At 66.9% G+C, this 17,991-nt stretch carries 16 protein-coding genes and 1 pseudogene; 15 read left to right on the top strand and 2 right to left on the bottom strand.

The window, feature by feature from the left end; all coding sequences use genetic code 11:
• Positions 1-19: 19 nt before the first annotated feature.
• A complete protein-coding gene (locus WS95_RS25960; RefSeq protein WP_034208884.1) occupies positions 20-745 on the bottom strand; it encodes a pirin family protein in 726 nt (241 codons plus the stop codon).
• Positions 746-872: 127 nt separating this feature from the next.
• Here WS95_RS25960 and WS95_RS25955 point away from each other — a divergent pair, with 127 nt between their 5' ends.
• The 5 genes from WS95_RS25955 to WS95_RS25935 all read left to right on the top strand — a co-directional run bounded on the left by WS95_RS25955 (position 873) and on the right by WS95_RS25935 (position 5,578).
• On the top strand, positions 873-1,790 hold the full coding sequence (locus tag WS95_RS25955) for a LysR family transcriptional regulator (protein WP_059826875.1): 918 nt from the start codon (positions 873-875) through the stop codon (positions 1,788-1,790).
• A 93-nt stretch (positions 1,791-1,883) separates the two neighbouring features.
• Positions 1,884-3,005, top strand: a complete 1,122-nt coding sequence (locus WS95_RS25950) for a Fic family protein (protein WP_218921606.1) — start codon at positions 1,884-1,886, stop codon at positions 3,003-3,005.
• A 44-nt stretch (positions 3,006-3,049) separates the two neighbouring features.
• Positions 3,050-3,274: a hypothetical protein gene (locus tag WS95_RS25945; RefSeq protein ID WP_034208886.1), complete on the top strand. Its 225-nt coding sequence runs from the start codon at positions 3,050-3,052 to the stop codon at positions 3,272-3,274.
• A gap of 187 nt (positions 3,275-3,461) precedes the next feature.
• On the top strand, positions 3,462-4,475 hold the full coding sequence (locus WS95_RS25940) for a lysozyme inhibitor LprI family protein (protein ID WP_063890183.1): 1,014 nt from the start codon (positions 3,462-3,464) through the stop codon (positions 4,473-4,475).
• Between the two features lie 455 nt (positions 4,476-4,930).
• Complete coding sequence (locus tag WS95_RS25935) at positions 4,931-5,578, top strand: hypothetical protein (protein ID WP_059826954.1); 648 nt, start codon at positions 4,931-4,933, stop codon at positions 5,576-5,578.
• Between the two features lie 123 nt (positions 5,579-5,701).
• Here WS95_RS25935 and fliD read toward each other — a convergent pair whose 3' ends face one another.
• A complete protein-coding gene (fliD, locus tag WS95_RS25930) occupies positions 5,702-7,216 on the bottom strand; it encodes a flagellar filament capping protein FliD (protein ID WP_059826873.1) in 1,515 nt (504 codons plus the stop codon).
• A gap of 975 nt (positions 7,217-8,191) precedes the next feature.
• Here fliD and WS95_RS25925 point away from each other — a divergent pair.
• The 10 genes and pseudogenes from WS95_RS25925 (at position 8,192) to WS95_RS25880 (ending at position 17,881) form a co-directional block, all read left to right on the top strand.
• Positions 8,192-8,605 (top strand): DoxX family protein, encoded by a 414-nt coding sequence (locus tag WS95_RS25925; protein ID WP_059781932.1) that lies wholly within the window; start codon positions 8,192-8,194, stop codon positions 8,603-8,605.
• Positions 8,606-8,899: 294 nt separating this feature from the next.
• Positions 8,900-9,860: pseudogene (locus tag WS95_RS25920) on the top strand (dTDP-4-dehydrorhamnose reductase family protein).
• A 98-nt stretch (positions 9,861-9,958) separates the two neighbouring features.
• Positions 9,959-10,444 (top strand): hypothetical protein, encoded by a 486-nt coding sequence (locus WS95_RS35915; protein ID WP_257139949.1) that lies wholly within the window; start codon positions 9,959-9,961, stop codon positions 10,442-10,444.
• Positions 10,445-10,584: 140 nt separating this feature from the next.
• Positions 10,585-11,445 (top strand): transporter substrate-binding domain-containing protein, encoded by an 861-nt coding sequence (locus tag WS95_RS25910; protein ID WP_050016577.1) that lies wholly within the window; start codon positions 10,585-10,587, stop codon positions 11,443-11,445.
• Between the two features lie 89 nt (positions 11,446-11,534).
• The gene (locus WS95_RS25905) at positions 11,535-12,257 is read left to right on the top strand and encodes an ABC transporter permease (protein WP_059826870.1); all 723 of its coding nucleotides are present in this window, start codon (positions 11,535-11,537) and stop codon (positions 12,255-12,257) included.
• Between the two features lie 12 nt (positions 12,258-12,269).
• Positions 12,270-13,016, top strand: a complete 747-nt coding sequence (locus WS95_RS25900; protein ID WP_059826869.1) for an ABC transporter permease — start codon at positions 12,270-12,272, stop codon at positions 13,014-13,016.
• 29 nt (positions 13,017-13,045) lie between these two features.
• Positions 13,046-13,837 carry an ABC transporter ATP-binding protein gene (locus WS95_RS25895; RefSeq protein WP_034208897.1) on the top strand — a complete coding sequence of 264 codons (792 nt, stop codon included), beginning with the start codon at positions 13,046-13,048 and terminating at the stop codon, positions 13,835-13,837.
• Between the two features lie 7 nt (positions 13,838-13,844).
• Positions 13,845-15,338 carry an HAL/PAL/TAL family ammonia-lyase gene (locus WS95_RS25890; RefSeq protein WP_059826867.1) on the top strand — a complete coding sequence of 498 codons (1,494 nt, stop codon included), beginning with the start codon at positions 13,845-13,847 and terminating at the stop codon, positions 15,336-15,338.
• 50 nt (positions 15,339-15,388) lie between these two features.
• On the top strand, positions 15,389-16,144 hold the full coding sequence (gene hutC / locus WS95_RS25885; RefSeq protein WP_059826865.1) for a histidine utilization repressor: 756 nt from the start codon (positions 15,389-15,391) through the stop codon (positions 16,142-16,144).
• 387 nt (positions 16,145-16,531) lie between these two features.
• Positions 16,532-17,881: a reverse transcriptase family protein gene (locus WS95_RS25880; RefSeq protein WP_059826863.1), complete on the top strand. Its 1,350-nt coding sequence runs from the start codon at positions 16,532-16,534 to the stop codon at positions 17,879-17,881.
• Positions 17,882-17,991 lie beyond the last annotated feature (110 nt).

The raw sequence follows: 17,991 nt of genomic DNA, 5'->3' as shown, positions 1-17,991 counted from the left end.
CCGGTTTCCCGAACGGGCATCACGCCCATTCGGCCGTCACTTCGACCGGACGCAGGTCGAACACCAGCACTTCGGCATCCTTGCCGTTCGCGATCGTCAGCGCCTGCTCGCCGCGGATGCGCGCGCCGTCGCCTTCGCCGAGCGTCACGCCGTTGACCGTCACGCTGCCGCGCGCCACATGCACGTAAGCGAAGCGGTTCGGATCAAGTTCCAGCGTAGTGCTTTCGTCGCCGTCGAACAGGCCCGCGTAAATCCGCGTGTCCTGGCGGATCTTCAGCGAACCGGCGTCGCCGTTCGGCGACACGACGAGGGCGAGCTTGCCGCGCTTGTCGTCGGCCGCGACATTCGTCTGCTGATAACGCGGCTCGGCGCCCTTTTCGGCCGGCCCGACCCAGATCTGCAGGAAGTGGACCGGCGCGTCCGGCGAGTGGTTGAACTCGCTGTGGCGCACGCCCGTGCCCGCGCTCATCAGTTGCACGTCGCCCGGCACGATCACCGAACCGGTGCCCATCGAGTCCTTGTGTTCGAGCGCGCCTTCGAGCACGTACGACAGGATTTCCATGTCGCGGTGCGGGTGCGTGCCGAAGCCGCGGCCCGGGGCGACGCGGTCGTCGTTGATCACGAGCAGATCGGAGAAGCCGACTTGCTTCGGATCGTAGTAATTCGCGAACGAGAACGTATGACGGGAGCTGAGCCAGCCATGCTCCGCACGGCCGCGTTGGTTTGCTGCACGGATGTCGATCATGATTTTTTCCTTCAAGTCGCCGGACCTCGGAAGTGGGCCCGGCCGTTCGTTGAGATGAATCTTAGGTCAATCGATTTGACAAATAAATCGCTGTAAAGATAATGACTGTCGCTATGGAGTGGACAATATGGAACTCAACGACCTGAGGATCTTCGTCGCGACCGTCGACGCAGGCAGTTTCACGGCGGCGGCCGACCAGCTGATGCTGTCCAAGCAGTTCGTCAGTCGCCGCACGATGGCGCTGGAGGCGTCGCTCGGCGTGCGGCTTCTGCATCGCAATACCCGCAATCTCGCGGTGACCGAGTCGGGGCAGGAGTTTTATGTGCGCGCGCAGCGCATCCTCGCGGAGATCGCCGACGCCGAGCAGGCAATGTCGGTGCGCAGCACCGAGCTGCATGGCTCGCTGAAGATCAGCGCGCCGCTGTCGTTCGGGATCACGCACGTGTCGCCGCTGATCGCCGAATTCCTGTCCGCGCACCCGGCCGTGCGGCTGAACCTCGACCTGACCGACCGGCGCGTTGACCTGATCGGCGAGGGCTTCGACCTCGTGCTGCGGATCGGCTCGCTCGAGGATTCGACGCTGATCGCACGACCGCTCGGCGCGTGGCGGATGATCGCGTGCGCGAGCCCCGCCTACCTGAAGCGGCATGGCGCGCCGCAGACGCCGACCGATCTGGCCGGCCATACCTGCGTGCTGTACGGACGCGAGCGGCGGGTCGGCTGGGAATTCCGCGTCGACGGCGCGGCGCGCACGTTCGACGTGCAGGGGCCGCTCGTCGCGAACAACGGCGAAGTGGTGCGCGACGCCGCGATCGCGGGGCTCGGCATCGCGCTGCTGCCGCACTTCATCGTCGGCGCGGCGCTCGACAGCGGTGCGCTCGTGCCGGTGCTCGACGCGTACGCGCCGCCGCCGATCACGCTCAACGCCGTGTTTCCGCAGCACCGGGAGGGGTTCGTCACGCTGCGCACGTTCATCGGGTTTCTCGCGGAGCGGCTCGGGCAGCCGGCGCCGACGGACGCGAGCGGGGCGGGCCGGGTACGGTAGCCGGCCGCTTTGCGGTGAATGAGGCGATTAATCTCCGCAAAATATGCGGAGATTGTTGAGTCGTGCGGTGTATCGGTGGATAATCTCCGCATCATGAGCGGAGATTACACCTATATCTGGGAATCGGCCGACTGGCCGGCATGGCGCTTCGATCTTCCGACCCTCGCCACGCCGCTCGCCGACGTCAGCCGTGCGCAAGGCATGCTGGCCGGCCGACTGGCGGATGTCGGCCTGGCGTTGCGCGACGAAGCGAGCCTGGCCGCGCTGACGGATGACGTCGTCAAGACCAGCGCGATCGAAGGCGAGAACCTGAATGTCGCGTCGGTCCGGTCGTCGATCGCGCGCCGGCTCGGCGTCGACATCGGCGCGCTCGCGCCGGTCGATCGCCACGTCGAAGGCGTCGTCGACATGGTGCTGGATGCGACGACCCATGCAACCGCACCGGTCACCGAAGCGCGGTTGTTCGGATGGCATGCCGCGCTGTTCCCGACCGGCTATTCGGGGCTGTCGCGGATCACGGGCGGCGGGTGGCGCTCGGATGCGAGCGGGCCGATGCAGGTGGTCTCCGGGCCGATCGGCCGGCAGCACGTGCATTTCGAGGCGCCGCCGGCCACCCGCCTGACGCACGAGATCGGGCGCTTTCTCGCGTGGTTCAACGCGCCGCCGGCCGAGCCCTTGCTGATCCGGGCCGGCCTGGCCCACCTGTGGTTCGTCACGCTGCACCCGTTCGACGACGGCAACGGTCGCATCGCGCGCGCGCTCGGCGATCTGGTTCTGGCACGCGCGGACCGAAGCCCGCAGCGTTTCTACAGCCTGTCCGCGCAGATCCAGCGCGAGCGCAACGCGTATTACGACGCGCTGGAGCGCACGCAGCGCGGTTCGCTCGACGTCACGGAGTGGCTCGCGTGGTTTCTGAACACGCTGGGCCAGGCCATCGATCACGCGCACACGACACTCGATGCGGTGCTGATCAAGGCGCGCTTCTGGCAGCGATGCGCGGGCGTCGCGATGAACGAACGCCAGGTCAAGGTCATGAATCGCTTGCTCGACGGCTTCGAAGGGAAGCTGACGACCACCAAGTGGGCCGCTCTCGCGAAATGCTCGCAAGACACGGCGCTGCGCGATATCACGGAGCTCGTCGAGCAGGGCATGTTGCGTCGCTCGGCGTCCGGTGGGCGGAGCACGAGTTACGAGCTGGTGCCGTTCGACGGCTGACGTCATTGCCGGCTCGTCTCGTCCTGCGCGCGAAGGCGCCGTGTATGGCCGATGCGGCGAGTGCGATTGCGGCACGCGTGGGGCAGGTCGCCGCGCGGCGCATCCGGCTCCGGTCGATGGAAGACGACGGGCCGACCGGGCGTGACGGCGCTCGGGCGATCGTGTTCATCGGGATCGTCGGTCGCGCGACGAAAGCTGCGTTGCGCGACGGTATCGTGCACCGCGGCACCGCCGCCGACATGGTTGCGACGACATCGAACGTCGATTGATCGGCGTCGCGCATCCGGGTTACGCTTCGGCGGGCGGCGGCATGCGCTGCATGCCGGGCCGGCCGTTTTTACCTCGAGTGTCGCGTGCAGGTAGCTTCTACAGGCGCGCGACCCAGCGACGATCAAGCCGATGACCACCGAGAACCGACCGAATGCGCGCGGCCAAGCCGCGATGTCTGCATGTGAAATGCCGCGCACGCCGTTGCCATTCATCGCGGCGGCCGCGCTGCTGATGCTGGTGCCTGTCGCCGCGCAGGCGGCCGGCTTCGACTGCGGGAAGGCCGCATCGCCCACCGAGAAGACGATCTGCGCGAACCCCGCATTATCGAAGCTCGACGGCGATCTGTCGGCCGCGTGGAAGAGGACGCTCGCGAAGGGCGGCGATACGGCCGCGCCGAAGGCCGCGCAGTTGAAGTGGCTCAAGCAGCGCGACCAGTGCGGCAGCGACGCGTCATGCCTCGGCGACCGCTACCGCGAACGGCTCGCGAGCCTGAACGGCACGCCGCTCGCCGCCGACCGCTGGCAGCAGACGTGGTACCTGACGAGCGACAACCCATCGGTCGGCGGCGTGCTGACGTTCACCGGCACGGTGCCGCGCCTGCATTTCGAGCTGAGCGCCAACAACGGCGCGAATACCGGCGGCCTCGACGGCGACATCGTGCTGCACGGCGACAGCGGCGTCTTCCGCCAGGACAAGTGCCGGCTCGACTTCGACCGGAAGGGCGGGCGCATTCGCGTCACGCAACAGGGCGCCGATTTCGATTGCGGCGCGGGTGCGGGCGTGACGTACGCGGGCAACTACGTGGCCGCCGCGCAGTCGCAGGCCCAACCGAAAGCCGACCTGCTGAGCCTCAAGGTCGTCGCCGACGCGCGGCAGAACGCGATCGCGCACGAGCTGCTCGGTGCCGATTATCAGACGCTCGTCGACATGGTCAACGTCAGCGCCGACGAGAAGGATCTCGACGGCCTCGGCGCGCACGTGACGTCGTACTGGGTACGCGGTATCGCGACGACGAACGCGGCGATCGTGATGCGCCGCGGCACCGATCTGTGGATCGGGCTGCTCGTGTTCGATGCAAAGAACCACGTCCGGATGCGTTACTACTCGAACGTGCCCGCGTGGAAGAAAACCGTGCCGAAGACGATCAACGCGTGGCACGACACGCTCGACAAGACGCTGCCGATCGACGTGATGCAGTAAGCGGGGCGCTGGCCCGCTATTTCTTGCGCGCCGCGCCGGCAGCGCGGCGTGCGATCGCATCGCGTGCCGTGCCGTGCCGTGCGTGCGGCCGGCACGCCGGCTTCTGCTGAAACGATCCGCGTTGCGCGATGCATGCGATTGCGGCGAAATCGTCGCTACTCCCGATCCCGTCGATGGCGGCAACACGTGCCGCCGCGCCGTCCGGCCGTCATTCGGCGGCATTCACGACGTCACGAACTCGAACCGCCCGCGATCCGCGAGCGCGGTGTCGACGCTCGTCCGGCCATCCTGCCGCGCGTCGCATCGACGATGTCTGGCGGACCGTCGACATGTTTTCTCACACGGCGAGAAAAGCGCACAAATCTGCGCAATTCCGCGCCCGTCCGTCGTAGCGGTTCGTAATACCATGCCGCGGAGTGATTTTTACCGACGAACCGCTGAAGCCGCATTCGCCCATGCAACACGTGACGACGACAAGCCAGCCGCCGATCCTGGCGGCGCCGGTTGATGCCATGCTGCGCGCCGTGATCGACGAGGTCGTGCATCGGAGCGTGTCGGAGGCGACGACGCGCAGCGGCTACATGCGCTGCGCCGACTATGCGATCGTCGGCGCGCAGGTGTTGACGCTGCTGACCGGGAAGCCTTATCGGCCGTTCGCGGGCGGCGAGGTGATGGATTTCGGCGGCGGCAACCTGTATGCACTGTGCACGACGCGCGCGCGGCGCCGCACCGCGCGGCATCTGTCGCAACTCGCGCGGTATCACTGCTGGGTCGAAGCGCACCACGACGACGTGGGCGGGCGCACGCGCAAGGAGATCGTCGACTTCACGCTGCGCCACGACGAGGCCGTTGCGAACCAGCTGGGCATGCCGTTCGCGCGTGCCTACCAGGCCTATTTCTGGGGCTGGGAAGACGAGCACACGGTACCTGCCGAATTGCACGACCATCCGGTATTCGCCAAGCAGGGCCCGGTGTGGCGCTGGGCCGAGCGCGAATGCACGTCGCTGCTGCGCGCGTACGAGCACGAACGCGCCGGCTATTTCGGGCGTCGGGTATCGCGTGCAATCGATTGGTTCGCCGACCGCGTCGAAGGTCTCGGCTGACGCGTGCCTGTTTCAAGGACGACTGCGGGCCGGTTGCCGGCCGCGACGAGGCGAAGCCGGCGGGCGCTGGTGCGCTGCCAGGCGTGAACGATGTCTCGAGGCCGCATGCACCGCGCGACCTGCTTACTTCCTGGACAGCGTGCCACTACTATTCGCACCGCCAAACAATCGCGTCAGGTATTGCGAGTGGGTGTTCATCCGGGTCATCAGCGTGTTGAGCGCGGTGAATTGCGCCTGATACTGCCTGGTCAGTTGCACGGCATAGTCGGACAGATCCGACTGCTGTTGCGCAACACGTTTCAGATCGGCGCTCAGTGCGGTCGTGCGCACGTCGATCATCCCGTTCTTCTTCGTGAACTGCGTGACCTGCTCGGCCAGGCGCGTGCCGATCCCGCTCTCCGGATTGAACAGGCGCGCGACCCCGGACGGATTGGCGGACAGCGCGCTGTCGAGCTTCGCGCCGTCGACGTTCAGCGTGCCGTCTCGCTCGAGCTTGATGCCGATCGACAACAGGTTCGCGTGTCCGTTGCCCTTCTCGGCGACGCCGCCGCTGTCCACCCCGCGCGCGACGATCGACGCCAGCGCGTTGCGGATCGTGTTCAGCGTCGAATCGCCGATCAGCGCGCCCTGCGAGCTTGCGCCTGCCGTGTAGCTCGACAGCGCGCCCATCGTCTTGACGACCGTGTTGTACAGACTCACGAAATGCGTGATCGTCGCGGCCTGCGACTTCGTGTCGGTGCTGATCGTCAGCGTCTGCGTATCGGTCGCGCCGACCGCGGCCGCCGACAGGTTCAGCGTGATGCCGGTCAGCACGCCCGACACGGCGTTGCTCGCGCTGGTCGATGCGATCCCGTTGAGCGTGAACTTCGCATCCTGCGCGACGGCGCTTTGCCGCCAGGCGGCCGCGCCGTTCGCCGAATCGATCGTCGACGCGCCGCCGGACGGGGCGACCGTCGACCTGACGCCGAGATTCGACAGGCCGCCATCGTTGGACACGTTGCCGACCGCGACGCTGATCGCATTCGCCGCGCCCGTTTTCGACGAAGCGAGCACGAGGTGCGCGCCATCCGTGCCGTTGATGACCGTCGCGGTGATTCCCGGGTTGCCCGACGCGCCGTTGATTGCCGCCGCGACGCCCGCCAGCGTGTTGTTGGCGCTGCCGATTTCGACCTTGAACGACTGGCTGCCGAGCGACAGCGTCAGCGTGCCGGTGCCGAGCGCCTTGCTGCCGTTGAAGCCGGCGGACGACAGCGCCTGCGCGGTCGCGATCTGTGTGACGCCAACCGTGTAGGTGCCGGCGACCGCGCCCGCGCCGGCTGTCGCCGTCAGGCCCTTGCCGCTCGCGACGGCGTTGAACGTCGACTGCAGTGCGCCATTCTTCAGCGGCGTCAGGCCCGCCTCCAGCGCGCCGAGCGCCGACGACAACGCGCCGAACGCGGAGATCCGCGTGTTGCCGTTCGTTTGCGAAGCGGCGAGCATCGCGGCCCGCCCGGCCGTTTTCGCGTTCACGAGCGTCTTGACGAGCGAGCCGACGTCCATCGCCGGATTGCCGGTCGAGCCGTTGATGATCGATTGCGCCGCCTGTTGCATCAGGCTGTTCGCGTTCGCGCCGCTGTTGACGGGCGTATTCGTTGGCATGGGTGAGCTCCGGTTGAAAGACGATTCAGTGGCAAACGGCGGTCGAGCCGGCCCGCGGCGACCGGGGCGGCGCGCATGGCGATTCGCGTGCATGCCGCTTTCTCGTATGGCGCGGGGCGTGGATTGCGGAAGTGTCGGGAAAACGGACGAACGAATCGGTGCGCTATCGTATTCTCAAATCGGTATTAATTAGTCGTTTTTTGTAAAGATTCCTGGGAGGATCGTGAATGGATGAGTGGAAAGTGCGGAGCGTGCTGTAAATGCGTGCCGTTTCCTCTCAGCACATAATATTTGTCGTATTTATTAAGGGATTTTAGGCGGAGTAGAAGTTTGCGAAGGCAGGAATGTTTGGCGACATGCTCTTTCGTCGATTTCGCTGAACGGCAGGTGGACGAGACGTGTGATGGTGGATTCCAGGCGTTTCTGTCGGGAAGAGAATTTCGGGTGCCATGTTCTTGAACTCGAAAAATGAAACGAGGGGTGCGGGTAAAACGGGCGATTAACAGGAATGACGGATGAATTGAGGCGTTGCGTGCTATCGGACGCGGATGAATCACTGGCGCAATGCGCCGTTTTGATGACTGCGTTCCAGTTCAATTCGAAAATATCGCCGATTCCCGTAACGTAAAGAAACGAGCATCTTTCGTGTTGCCGAAACAGGGAGGCCGGCGGTTTGCATGGCCGCCCAGGCATCGCATAACGGGGCGGCCTTCCGTGATTGTCAACTCATTCGAGACAGCGAATCATATTTTGACGGATTGATGATTTGCGACGGGACAGTAGACTGCACCCGTGCTTCGCCAGAACCGATCCCGAACCCGCCGCCACTCGCGGCGTCGCCGGACGATTCTTCGGCGGCAGTCCGCGTGGCTTGCCGTCCGATCGAGCGAAGAGTGGTCCGTAGCCGTCATGGTGTGCCGATTGGGCGCGCCGCGGCACCGGATGCATCAAACCGTCAATTCAAGGGTGATTGCTATGCGTTACGTTTCGCTGGAGTCGAAGAAGGACGAGCTGCTGCTGGCGGCTCGCGTACTGATGATGATCCTGTTCGTGCTGTTCGGCTGGCAGAAGCTGAACGGTTTCTCGGGCACGGTCGCGTATATGGCGTCGACGGGGAACCCGGCGCCCGAGCTGGCGGCCGCGATCGCGGTGGCGGTCGAACTGGTGGGCGGCGTGCTGATCGCGATCGGTTTCTATACGCGTCCGCTCGCACTGGCGTTCGCCGCCTATACGCTCGCGACCGCGCTGATCGGCCATCGCTACTGGGCGCTGCAGGGGATGGAGCAGTACATGGCGATGATCAACTTCTACAAGAACGTGAGCATCATCGGCGGGCTGTTGTTGCTCGCGTTGGTCGGGCCGGGGCGGTATTCCGTAGACCGGAAGTAACGCGGGACGGCGTTTCCGTTCGGTATCGGGAGCCCGGTGCGCGTACGCGTGCCGGGTTTTGTTTTTGCGGGCGACGGTGGAGTGAGGGCGTGTGCCGAAGCGCGGCGCGCAGCGCATTCGTTCGCGGCCGGAATCCGCATCGCCGATCGCGCACTGCACGAAGCCGTTGGCCGCCGTGAAATGGACGAAGAACGTGGCGAAGAACGGAGTCGATCCTGCTCCCGACCGGACGCGAGCCGCTCATGTCATCCAATAAGCCCGATAATCCACGCGTTTCCGTGATTCATCGCCACCATGCCAAATCGATCGTCGGTACGCAAAACCGTCCTCCTCATCGGCGCCTCGGGCCTGCTGGGCCGCGCGGTCGCCGCGTCTTTGTTCCGCGAACCGTCGCTGACGTTGCTCGCCACCATCCGGAACCCGCAAACCGCCGGCGCGAAGCTGCTCGCATTGCCAGCCGAGAACATCGCCGAACTCGATGTTCTCGACCAGCCGTCGCTCGAACGCGTTTTTGAAATCCACCGACCCGCAGCGGTGATTCTCTGCGCCGCCGAGCGCCGCCCCCGACGTCTGCGAACGCGACCCGGCCGCGGCCCGCGCGATCAACGTCACCGCACCGGCCCGCATCGGCACGCTCGCCGCGCGATACGGCGCCTGGACGCTCGGCATCTCGACCGACTACGTCTTCGACGGCCGGGCCGCCCCCTACCGCGAAGACGCGATCCCGAATCCGCTGAACATATACGGCCGTACCAAGCTGGAAGGCGAGGCCGCGCTCCTCGCCGCGTCGCCGCTGTCGTGCGTGCTGCGCCTGCCGCTGCTCTTCGGCCCGATCGCCGACTGGCGCGAATCGGCCGTCACGAGCCTCGCGCCGGCCGTCGTCGCGTCGGCGCGACCGGGCGCCGATGCGGTCGACATGGACGCATGGGCGATTCGTTACCCGACCTATACGCCCGACGTCGCGCAGGTCATCCGCGACCTGACGCTGCGTCATCTCGCGGGTGAAACCGTCACGGGGATCCGCCACTGGTCGAGCGAGGAGCCGATGACGAAGTACGAGATCGCGCAGCGCATCGCTGCCGCGCTCGGCATCGCCGCGTCGCTCGCGCCGATCGACCAGCCGACCGACGCGACGCCGCGCCCGTACGACTGCCATCTGGACGCGGCGCGCGTGCGCGCGCTCGGGATCGATTACGCGACGCCGTTCGATACGGCGCTGCGGACCGTGCTGCGCGATGCGCCGCAGTCGCCGTAGGATCGATACCGCGCGTGGCTCGCGGCGTCCCGCCGACATCGACGAGCCCATTCGCCGAGGATCGTACAGCCGTTCACCGCTCGCTCGGGGGCCAGGCCGTGCTCGACAGCGCCGCGCGCTTCCCGCTGCACGCGGGCGCCGTCGCGCGCGACGATGTCGCGGCGTTTCCGACGCAAGCCGCGCCGGTGCGGCGGAAGTTCGTCGAGATCACGGAGTCGGTCGTCGCGCGCTCGATGGATGTCGAGTGCTCGCAGCCGTTCACGGGGCTCGGCGTGAGCGCGAAGGCGGGCAACGAGATCGCCCGCGACGGCGACGACGCGATCGTCACGCTTCACGACGACTGCACGATCGTGCAGCCGTCGATGCGCCGCCTCGACGAGAACGTCGCGATGAGGCGGCGGATACAGCCATCCGTCCCGGACGAACCGGCGGACATCGACGCGGGCGAGAAACGCAAACGACGTGACCCACCTGGCGATCGAATTCAGAATTTGTCTAGTCATCCTTGCGATTCGGCCTGCCGAGCTGCACCAAACGTGTGCCGAAATTCCCTGCAACGAGGCACGTCAGAGCCCTTTAATTAGGGGATTTCCCGCGTTTCCCCGGTTTTTATTGATCGCTGCTTGTCTCGCTGTTTTTCTTCTTGCATGCTTGTATAGACAAATTCCTGAGGCGGCTTGCTGGCACCGAAGGGATGGCGAACCTCAACGCAAGGAGAAAGCTCGTGAACGGCAAGCGCATCAAATGGGCAATCAGGACGATCGGCGTCATCGCGGCAGCGGCGGCAACGCTTGCGGCACCGGTGCAGGCAAAGGAATGGAAGACGGTGACGGTCGCGCTCGAAGGCGGCTACGCGCCGTGGAACCTCACGCTGCCGGGCGGCAAGCTGGGCGGTTTCGAACCGGAACTGCTCGCCAACGTGTGCGAGCGCATCAAGGTGCAGTGCAACATGGTCGCGCAGGACTGGGACGGGATGATTCCCGGCCTGCAGGCCGGCAAGTTCGATATCCTGATGGATGCGATCTCCATCACGCCGGAGCGCGAAAAGATCCTGCTGTTCTCGCGTCCGTATGCGGCGACGCCGGCGACGTTCGCCGTCACCGATACGAAGATCCTGCCGAAGGCCGCGCCCGGCGCGCCGATCGTCAAGCTGACGGGTGACGCCAACGCGGACAAGCCCACCGTCGACACGCTGCGCAAGCAATTGAAGGGCAAGACGATCGGGATCCAGTCGGGCACCGTCTACACGAAGTTCATCAACGACAGCTTCAAGGACATCGCGTCGATCCGCGTGTACAAGACGTCGCCGGAACGCGATCTCGATCTGGTCGCCGGGCGCATCGATGCCTCGTTCGACGATGTCACGTACTACGCGGCGAACAACGCGAAGAAGGACAACGCATCGATCGTGCTCGCGGGGCCGAAGCTCGGCGGCCCGATCTGGGGGCCGGGCGAGGGGCTCGCGTTTCGCAAGCAGGATGCCGACCTGAAGACGAAGTTCGATACGGCGATCGCCGCGGCGCTCGCGGACGGCACCGTGAAGAAGCTCGCCGACAAGTGGTTCAAGACCGACGTCACGCCGTAAGCGCGCGTTCGGCCGCCGCGTAAGTTCGTCGAACGGCGCGCGGCGGCACGCATCCAGCGGATTCACTCAACGCATGCCGGGAGGCACGCATGGCGATTCTTGAAATGCTCGGCTTCGGACCCGAAGGCTGGGGCGGTGTGCTGCTGCTCGCCGCGCTGATGACGGTCGCGCTGACGCTTGCCGCGCTCGCGGTCGGCGCGGCGATCGGCGCGGCGATCGCGGCCGCGAAGCTGTCGCGCTACCGCACCGCCCGCCTGCTCGGCGATCTGTATACGACGGTATTTCGCGGCGTGCCCGAACTGCTCGTCATCTATCTGTTCTACTTCGGCGGCTCGACGCTCGTGACGACCGTCGGCCAGTGGTTCGGCGCGGAAGGGTTCATCGGCGTGCCGCCGTTCGTGATCGGCGCGCTCGCGGTCGGGATGATCTCGGGCGCCTATCAGGCCGAGGTCTATCGCGCGGCGGTGCTCGCCGTCTCGAAAGGCGAGCTCGAGGCGGCACGCTCGATCGGCATGCCGCGCGCGATGGTGCTGTGGCGCATCCTCGTTCCGCAGGTGCTGCGCTTCGCGTTGCCCGGTATCGGCAACGTGTGGCAACTGAGCCTGAAGGACTCCGCACTGATCTCGGTCACCGGTCTTGCCGAGCTGCTCCGCACGAGCCAGATCGCCGCCAATTCGACGCACCAATACTTCGTATTCTTCGTCGCGGGCGGTGCGTTGTATCTGCTGATGACGGGCTTGTCGAACCGCGTGTTCAACCGGGCGGAAGCGATCGTCGGCCGGTCGTTCCGCCGCAATTTCGCGCGCAACTGACGGAGAACGGGCATGTCCATCGATTTCGATTTTCTCGTCGATACGCTGCGCCAGCTGCTCGCGGCCGTGCCGACCACGCTCGGTCTGTTCTTAGCGTCGCTCGTGCTCGGCGGCCTGCTGTCGCTCGTGATCGTCACGATGCGCGTGTCGCCGCACTGGCTGCCGAACCGCTTCGCGCGCGCCTACATCCTCGTGTTTCGCGGCTCGCCGCTGCTGATCCAGATGTTCCTCGTGTATTACGGGCTCGGCCAGTTCGGCGTGATCCGCGAGAGCTTCATGTGGCCGGTGCTGCGCGAGCCGTACGTATGCGCGGTGCTGTCGCTTGCGCTGTGCACCGCCGGCTACACGGCCGAAATCCTGCGCGGCGGGTTGATGGCCGTACCGGTCGGGCAGATCGAGGCCGGGTATTCCATCGGCCTGTCGGGTTTCTCGCTGCTGCGGCGCGTGATCGGCCCGATCGCGCTGCGCCAGTGCCTGCCGGCGTACTCGACCGAGGCCGTGCTGCTCGTCAAGTCGACCGCGCTCGCGAGCCTCGTCACGGTGTGGGAAGTGACGGGCGTCGCGCAGCAAATCATTCAGCAAACCTATCGGACGACCGAGGTGTTCGTCTGCGCGGCCATCATCTATCTGTGCCTGAACTTCATCGTCGTGCGCCTGCTCGGCGCGCTCGAATGGCGGCTCTCCGCGCACCTGCGTGCGCCGAAGCCGTCCGGTGCGCCCGCCGCGGCGACGCCCAATCCCCGGCGCGCCGCATCCTGAGCGTTCCCCGTCCTTTCAGAGAGAATCCGATGAACACCCCTGCTCCCGTTGCGCTGTCGGTCAGAAACATCCACAAGTCGTTCGGCGATCATCATGTGTTGAAGGGCATTTCGCTCGACGCGCACGAGGGTGACGTCATCTCGATCCTCGGCGCGAGCGGCTCGGGCAAGAGCACGTTCCTGCGCTGCCTGAACCTGCTCGAGACGCCCGACGACGGCTCCGTCGCGCTCGCGGGCGAAGCGCTGGCGATGAAGCGCGCGCGCGACGGCAAGCTGCATCCGAGCGACCGGCGCCAGGTCGACCGGATCCGCTCGCAGCTCGGGATGGTATTTCAGAACTTCAACCTGTGGTCGCACATGACGGTGCTCGACAACCTCGTCGAGGGGCCGCTGCGCGTGCAGAAGCGCAGTCGCGCGGAAGCGGTGGAGGAAGCGGAGGCGCTGCTCGCACGCGTCGGTCTCGCGGACAAGCGCGGCTACTATCCCGCGCACCTGTCGGGCGGCCAGCAGCAACGGGTCGCCATTGCCCGCGCGCTGGCGATGCATCCGAAGGTGATGCTGTTCGACGAACCGACGTCGGCGCTCGACCCGGAGCTGGTCGGCGAGGTGCTGCGCGTGATGCGCTCGCTGGCGGAGGAGGGGCGCACGATGCTGGTCGTCACGCACGAAATGGGTTTTGCGCGCCACGTGTCGAATCGTGTGATGTTCCTCCATCAAGGCGAGGTCGATACGGACGGGACGCCCGACGACGTGTTCGGCGGGCAGACCTCTGAGCGCTTCCGGCAATTCGTGTCGAGCCACCACGACCGCACCGCGAACTGAGGCTGCCATGACCCTATTCCGTGCGGAACAACCGCTCGACTGGCGACAGGTCGCGGCCGTGGCGGCCGGCGAGCCGCTGGCGTTGGCCGACGATGCGCGCACGCGCGTCGTCGCCGCTCGCGAACTCGTCGACGAGATCGTCGCGCGCGGGATTCGCGCATACGGCGTCAATACCGGCGTCGGCGCGTTATGCGACGTGATCGTGTCGCCGGCACAGCAGAGCACGCTGTCGCACAACATCCTGATGAGTCACGCGGTGGGCGTCGGCATGCCGCTCGGCGCAGCCGAAACGCGCGCGATCATCGCGGCCGCGATCAACAACTATGCGCACGGGCATTCGGGCGTCCGCGCCGACGTCGTCGAACAGCTCGTCGCGCTGCTCGAGCACGATTGCCTCCCCGAAGTGCCGGCGCATGGCTCGGTCGGGTATCTGACCCACATGGCGCACGTCGCTCTCGTGTGCGTCGGGCACGGCCATGCGCGCCATCGCGGCGAACGCGTGCGCGGCGACGAGGCGCTGCGGCGCATCGGCCGCGAACCGCTGGTCCTCGGCGCGAAGGAAGGGTTGAGCCTGGTCAACGGGACGCCGTGCGTCACGGGGCTGGCGGCGTTGGCGCTGGCCCGCGCCGAGCGGTTGCTCGACTGGGCCGACTGGATCGCGGCGATGAGCTTCGAGAACCTGGGCGGGCAACTCGCCGCATTCGATCCGGCTTCGCTCGCGTTGCGGATTTCGCCCGGTATCGGGCAGGTCGGCGCGCGTTTGCGCGCGCTGCTGGCGGACAGCGGCATGCTTGCCGCGGCGAGCGGCCGGCATACGCAGGATCCGCTCAGCCTGCGCACGATTCCGCACGTGCACGGCGCGGCGCGCGACGTGTTCGACGTCACGGCGGAGGTCGTCGATCGCGAACTCGCGTCCGTTACCGACAATCCGATCGTTGCCGGCACGCGAGAGGCGCCGGCCGTGCATTCGCAGGCGCATGCGGTCGGCGCGGGCATCGCGCTCGCGATGGACAGCCTCGCGGCGGCGATGGCCCAGGTCGCGGCGATCGCCGAGCGGCGTCTCGACCGGCTCGTGAATCCGCTGGTCAGCGGGCTGCCGGCGTTTCTTGCCGCGCCGGGAGGCAGTTGTTCGGGTTTCATGATCGCGCAGTACACGGCGGTCGCGCTGGTCGCGCAGAATCAGCGGCTTGCCGCGCCGGCGAGCCTCGACGGCGGCATCACGTCGGGGCTGCAGGAAGATCACCTGTGCCATGCGACGCCGGCCGCGCTGAAGGCGCTCGACATCATCGAGAATACGACGCGCGTGCTCGCGATCGAGCTGCTGGCCGCCGCGCAGGCGTACGACCTGCAGCCGGACGAAACGGGGCGGGCCGCATCGACCGACGCGCTGTGGCGGCATGTGCGCGCCCGCGTGCCGGCTTATCACGACGACCGGCCGCTCGCGGACGACATCGCGATCGCGGCCGGCATCGTCGCCGGTGTGCCGCCGCCGTTGCAGTGACGACGGTCGAGGACGCGCCGATCACCCACCATTCATTCGGTCGAGGGCGCATGAGCGAAACGGAACGCAAACTTTCCGCACGGCCGGCGTTGGCGTCGGCCGATACCGTACCGGCGCGGGCGTTGCCGGCCTATCAGCAGATCAAGCGCTACGTCGTCGAGCGGATCGCGAAAGGCGACTGGAAGCCCGGCGCCGCGATCCCGACCGAGGCCGAACTGGTCAAGGAATTCGGCGTGGCCCGGATGACGGTGTCGCGCGCGCTGCGCGAACTGACGGCCGAGCGCGTGCTGACGCGCATCCAGGGGGCCGGCACGTTCGTCGAGCGCCGGCATTACGAGTCGACGGTGCTGGAGATCCGCAACATCGCGGACGAGATCGCCGAGCGCGGCCATCGGCACAGTGCGCGCGTCCTGCTGATCGAGCGCAGCGTCGACCCGGACGCGATCGATGCGCTCGGCCTGCGCACCGGGCCCGTGTTTCATTCGCGTATCGTGCATTACGAGGAGGACGAACCGATCCAGTTCGAGGATCGCTACGTCAATCCGGCGTTGTTTCCCGCGTATCTGGAGCAGGACTTCACGATCGAGACGCCGAATCATTACATGGTGCGCCTGGCGCCGATCCAGCGTGCGGAGTTCCGGATCTACGCGGAGAAGCCCAATGCGCAGGTGCGTCGGCATCTCGTGATGGAAATCGGTGAACCGTGCTTGCTGCTGCGACGCCGTACGTGGGTCGGCGAGCAGGTCGCCACGTCGGTCAGGCTGTGGCATCCGGCGTCGCGGTTTCATCTGGCGGGCACGATGTAGGGAAGCGGGGCGGATCCGGGCGGAGCGGACCGTATGCCGTTTCAGCCGGCGATGGCCGATGCAGTCGCATGGGTCGTGATGGAACCCTGCCGTACCTGCATCGAAAGGCGATACACTGCGCGAGTTCCCGGCGGCCATAAGCGCGGCGCCACCGCGCATCGTCCGGCTCGGTTTGACACCGGGCGGCGCCGGCCGTTAAAGTCGCCGACGCGGGGCGGTGGGTCAAGCACACGCCCGGAACAGGCAGCCGATGTTCCAGGACCACGGGGCTACCCCGTGGATCGGATCGATACGCCGATGCGTCGCAAGCGCGCAGGTTGCGCGTTGCGCAACGACTGCTCTCGCAGCACCAGCCACGTTGACTCATCGTCCCGCCTCTCGTTTGCCATGCACTCATCCCTGCGCGACACCACCCGCACGATTGCCGAGGCGATGCTCGCCGGTCCGCCCGAACGCGACGGCGTCGTCGCCCGGCTGGCCGCCGTGCTCGGCGAAGCGCCGCCGTGGACGCACGAATGCGCGAGCCTCGCACTCGTGCGCTTCGGCACGAACTGGGCCGATACCGACACCGACGTGCTCGCGGCGACCCTGGCCGAGGCGCCCGCGTTCGTGCGCGCATGGTATGGCGACCGCCGGCCGGCGGTGATCCGCATCGTGCGGCGACCGCTGGTGCAGCGACCGTTGCCGGCGCCGCTCGCCGGCTGCGACGTGCCGCAATGGCCGACGCCCGGCGATCTCGCCGGCTGGCTCGGCGTGAGCACGCCGGAACTCGACTGGCTGTCCGATCATTGGCGCGTCGACGCGCGCGGCAGCGCCTCGCCGCTGCATCACTACACGTACGTCGCGGTCGACAAGCGCAGCGGCGGGTGTCGCCTCGTCGAAATCCCGAAGGGGCGGCTGCGTGAAGCGCAACGCCGCATCCTGCACGGGCTGCTCGATCGCATCGCGCCGCACGGCGCGGTACACGGTTTTCGCAAGGGGCACGGGATCGTGTCGTTCGCGGCGCCGCATGCGGATCGCGATGTCGTCGTGCGCTTCGATCTCGCGGATTTCTTCGTGTCGGTGCGTGCCGCGCGCGTCCATGCGCTGTTCGCGACGCTCGGGTATCCGGCCGAAGTCGCGCGTGCGCTCACCGGGCTGTGCACCAATCGCGTGCCGTCGGCGCGGCTGCTCGCGACGGACTTGCGCGACCGCTTCGACTGGATCGGCCGCCAGCGCTATCGCGAACGGCATCTGCCGCAGGGCGCGCCGACGTCGCCGGCGCTCGCGAACCTGTGCGCGTTCCGCTTCGACATGCGGCTTGCCGCGCTCGCGCGTTCGCTCGATGCGACCTACACGCGCTATGCGGACGATCTCGCGTTTTCCGGCGGCGGCGCGCTCGCGCGCGACATCGAGCGATTGCAGGTCCGGGTCGCCGCGATCGCACTCGAGGAAGGCTTCGCGCTGCAATTGCGCAAAACCCGTGTGATGCGGCGCGGCACGCGCCAGCAACTGGCCGGCGTGGTCGTCAATCGTCATCCGAACCTGCCGCGCGACGTGTTCGATCGCCTGAAGGCCATCCTGACCAACTGCATCCGGCTCGGCCCGGCGTCGCAGAATCGCGACGCGCATCCGGATTTTCGGGCGCATCTGGCCGGGCGCGTCGCGCATGCGACGGCGCTGAATGCGGCGCGCGGCGCGAAGCTGCGCGCGCTGTTCGACCGGATCGAATGGGAGGCCGGCGGCGCGGATCGCTGAAGCGTCGGGGCTCGCGTCGATTCCGGCCGGCGACTTCTGCATCGCGACGCCGCGCACTGCTATCATTCGCGCCATGCCGCGCCCGTGCCATGGCGCGGCGAATCATTTGC

It is taken from the genome of Burkholderia sp. MSMB1826, from assembly GCF_001526325.1.
GTDB lineage: Bacteria > Pseudomonadota > Gammaproteobacteria > Burkholderiales > Burkholderiaceae > Burkholderia.
This window is presented reverse-complemented; position numbering and strand designations above follow the sequence as displayed.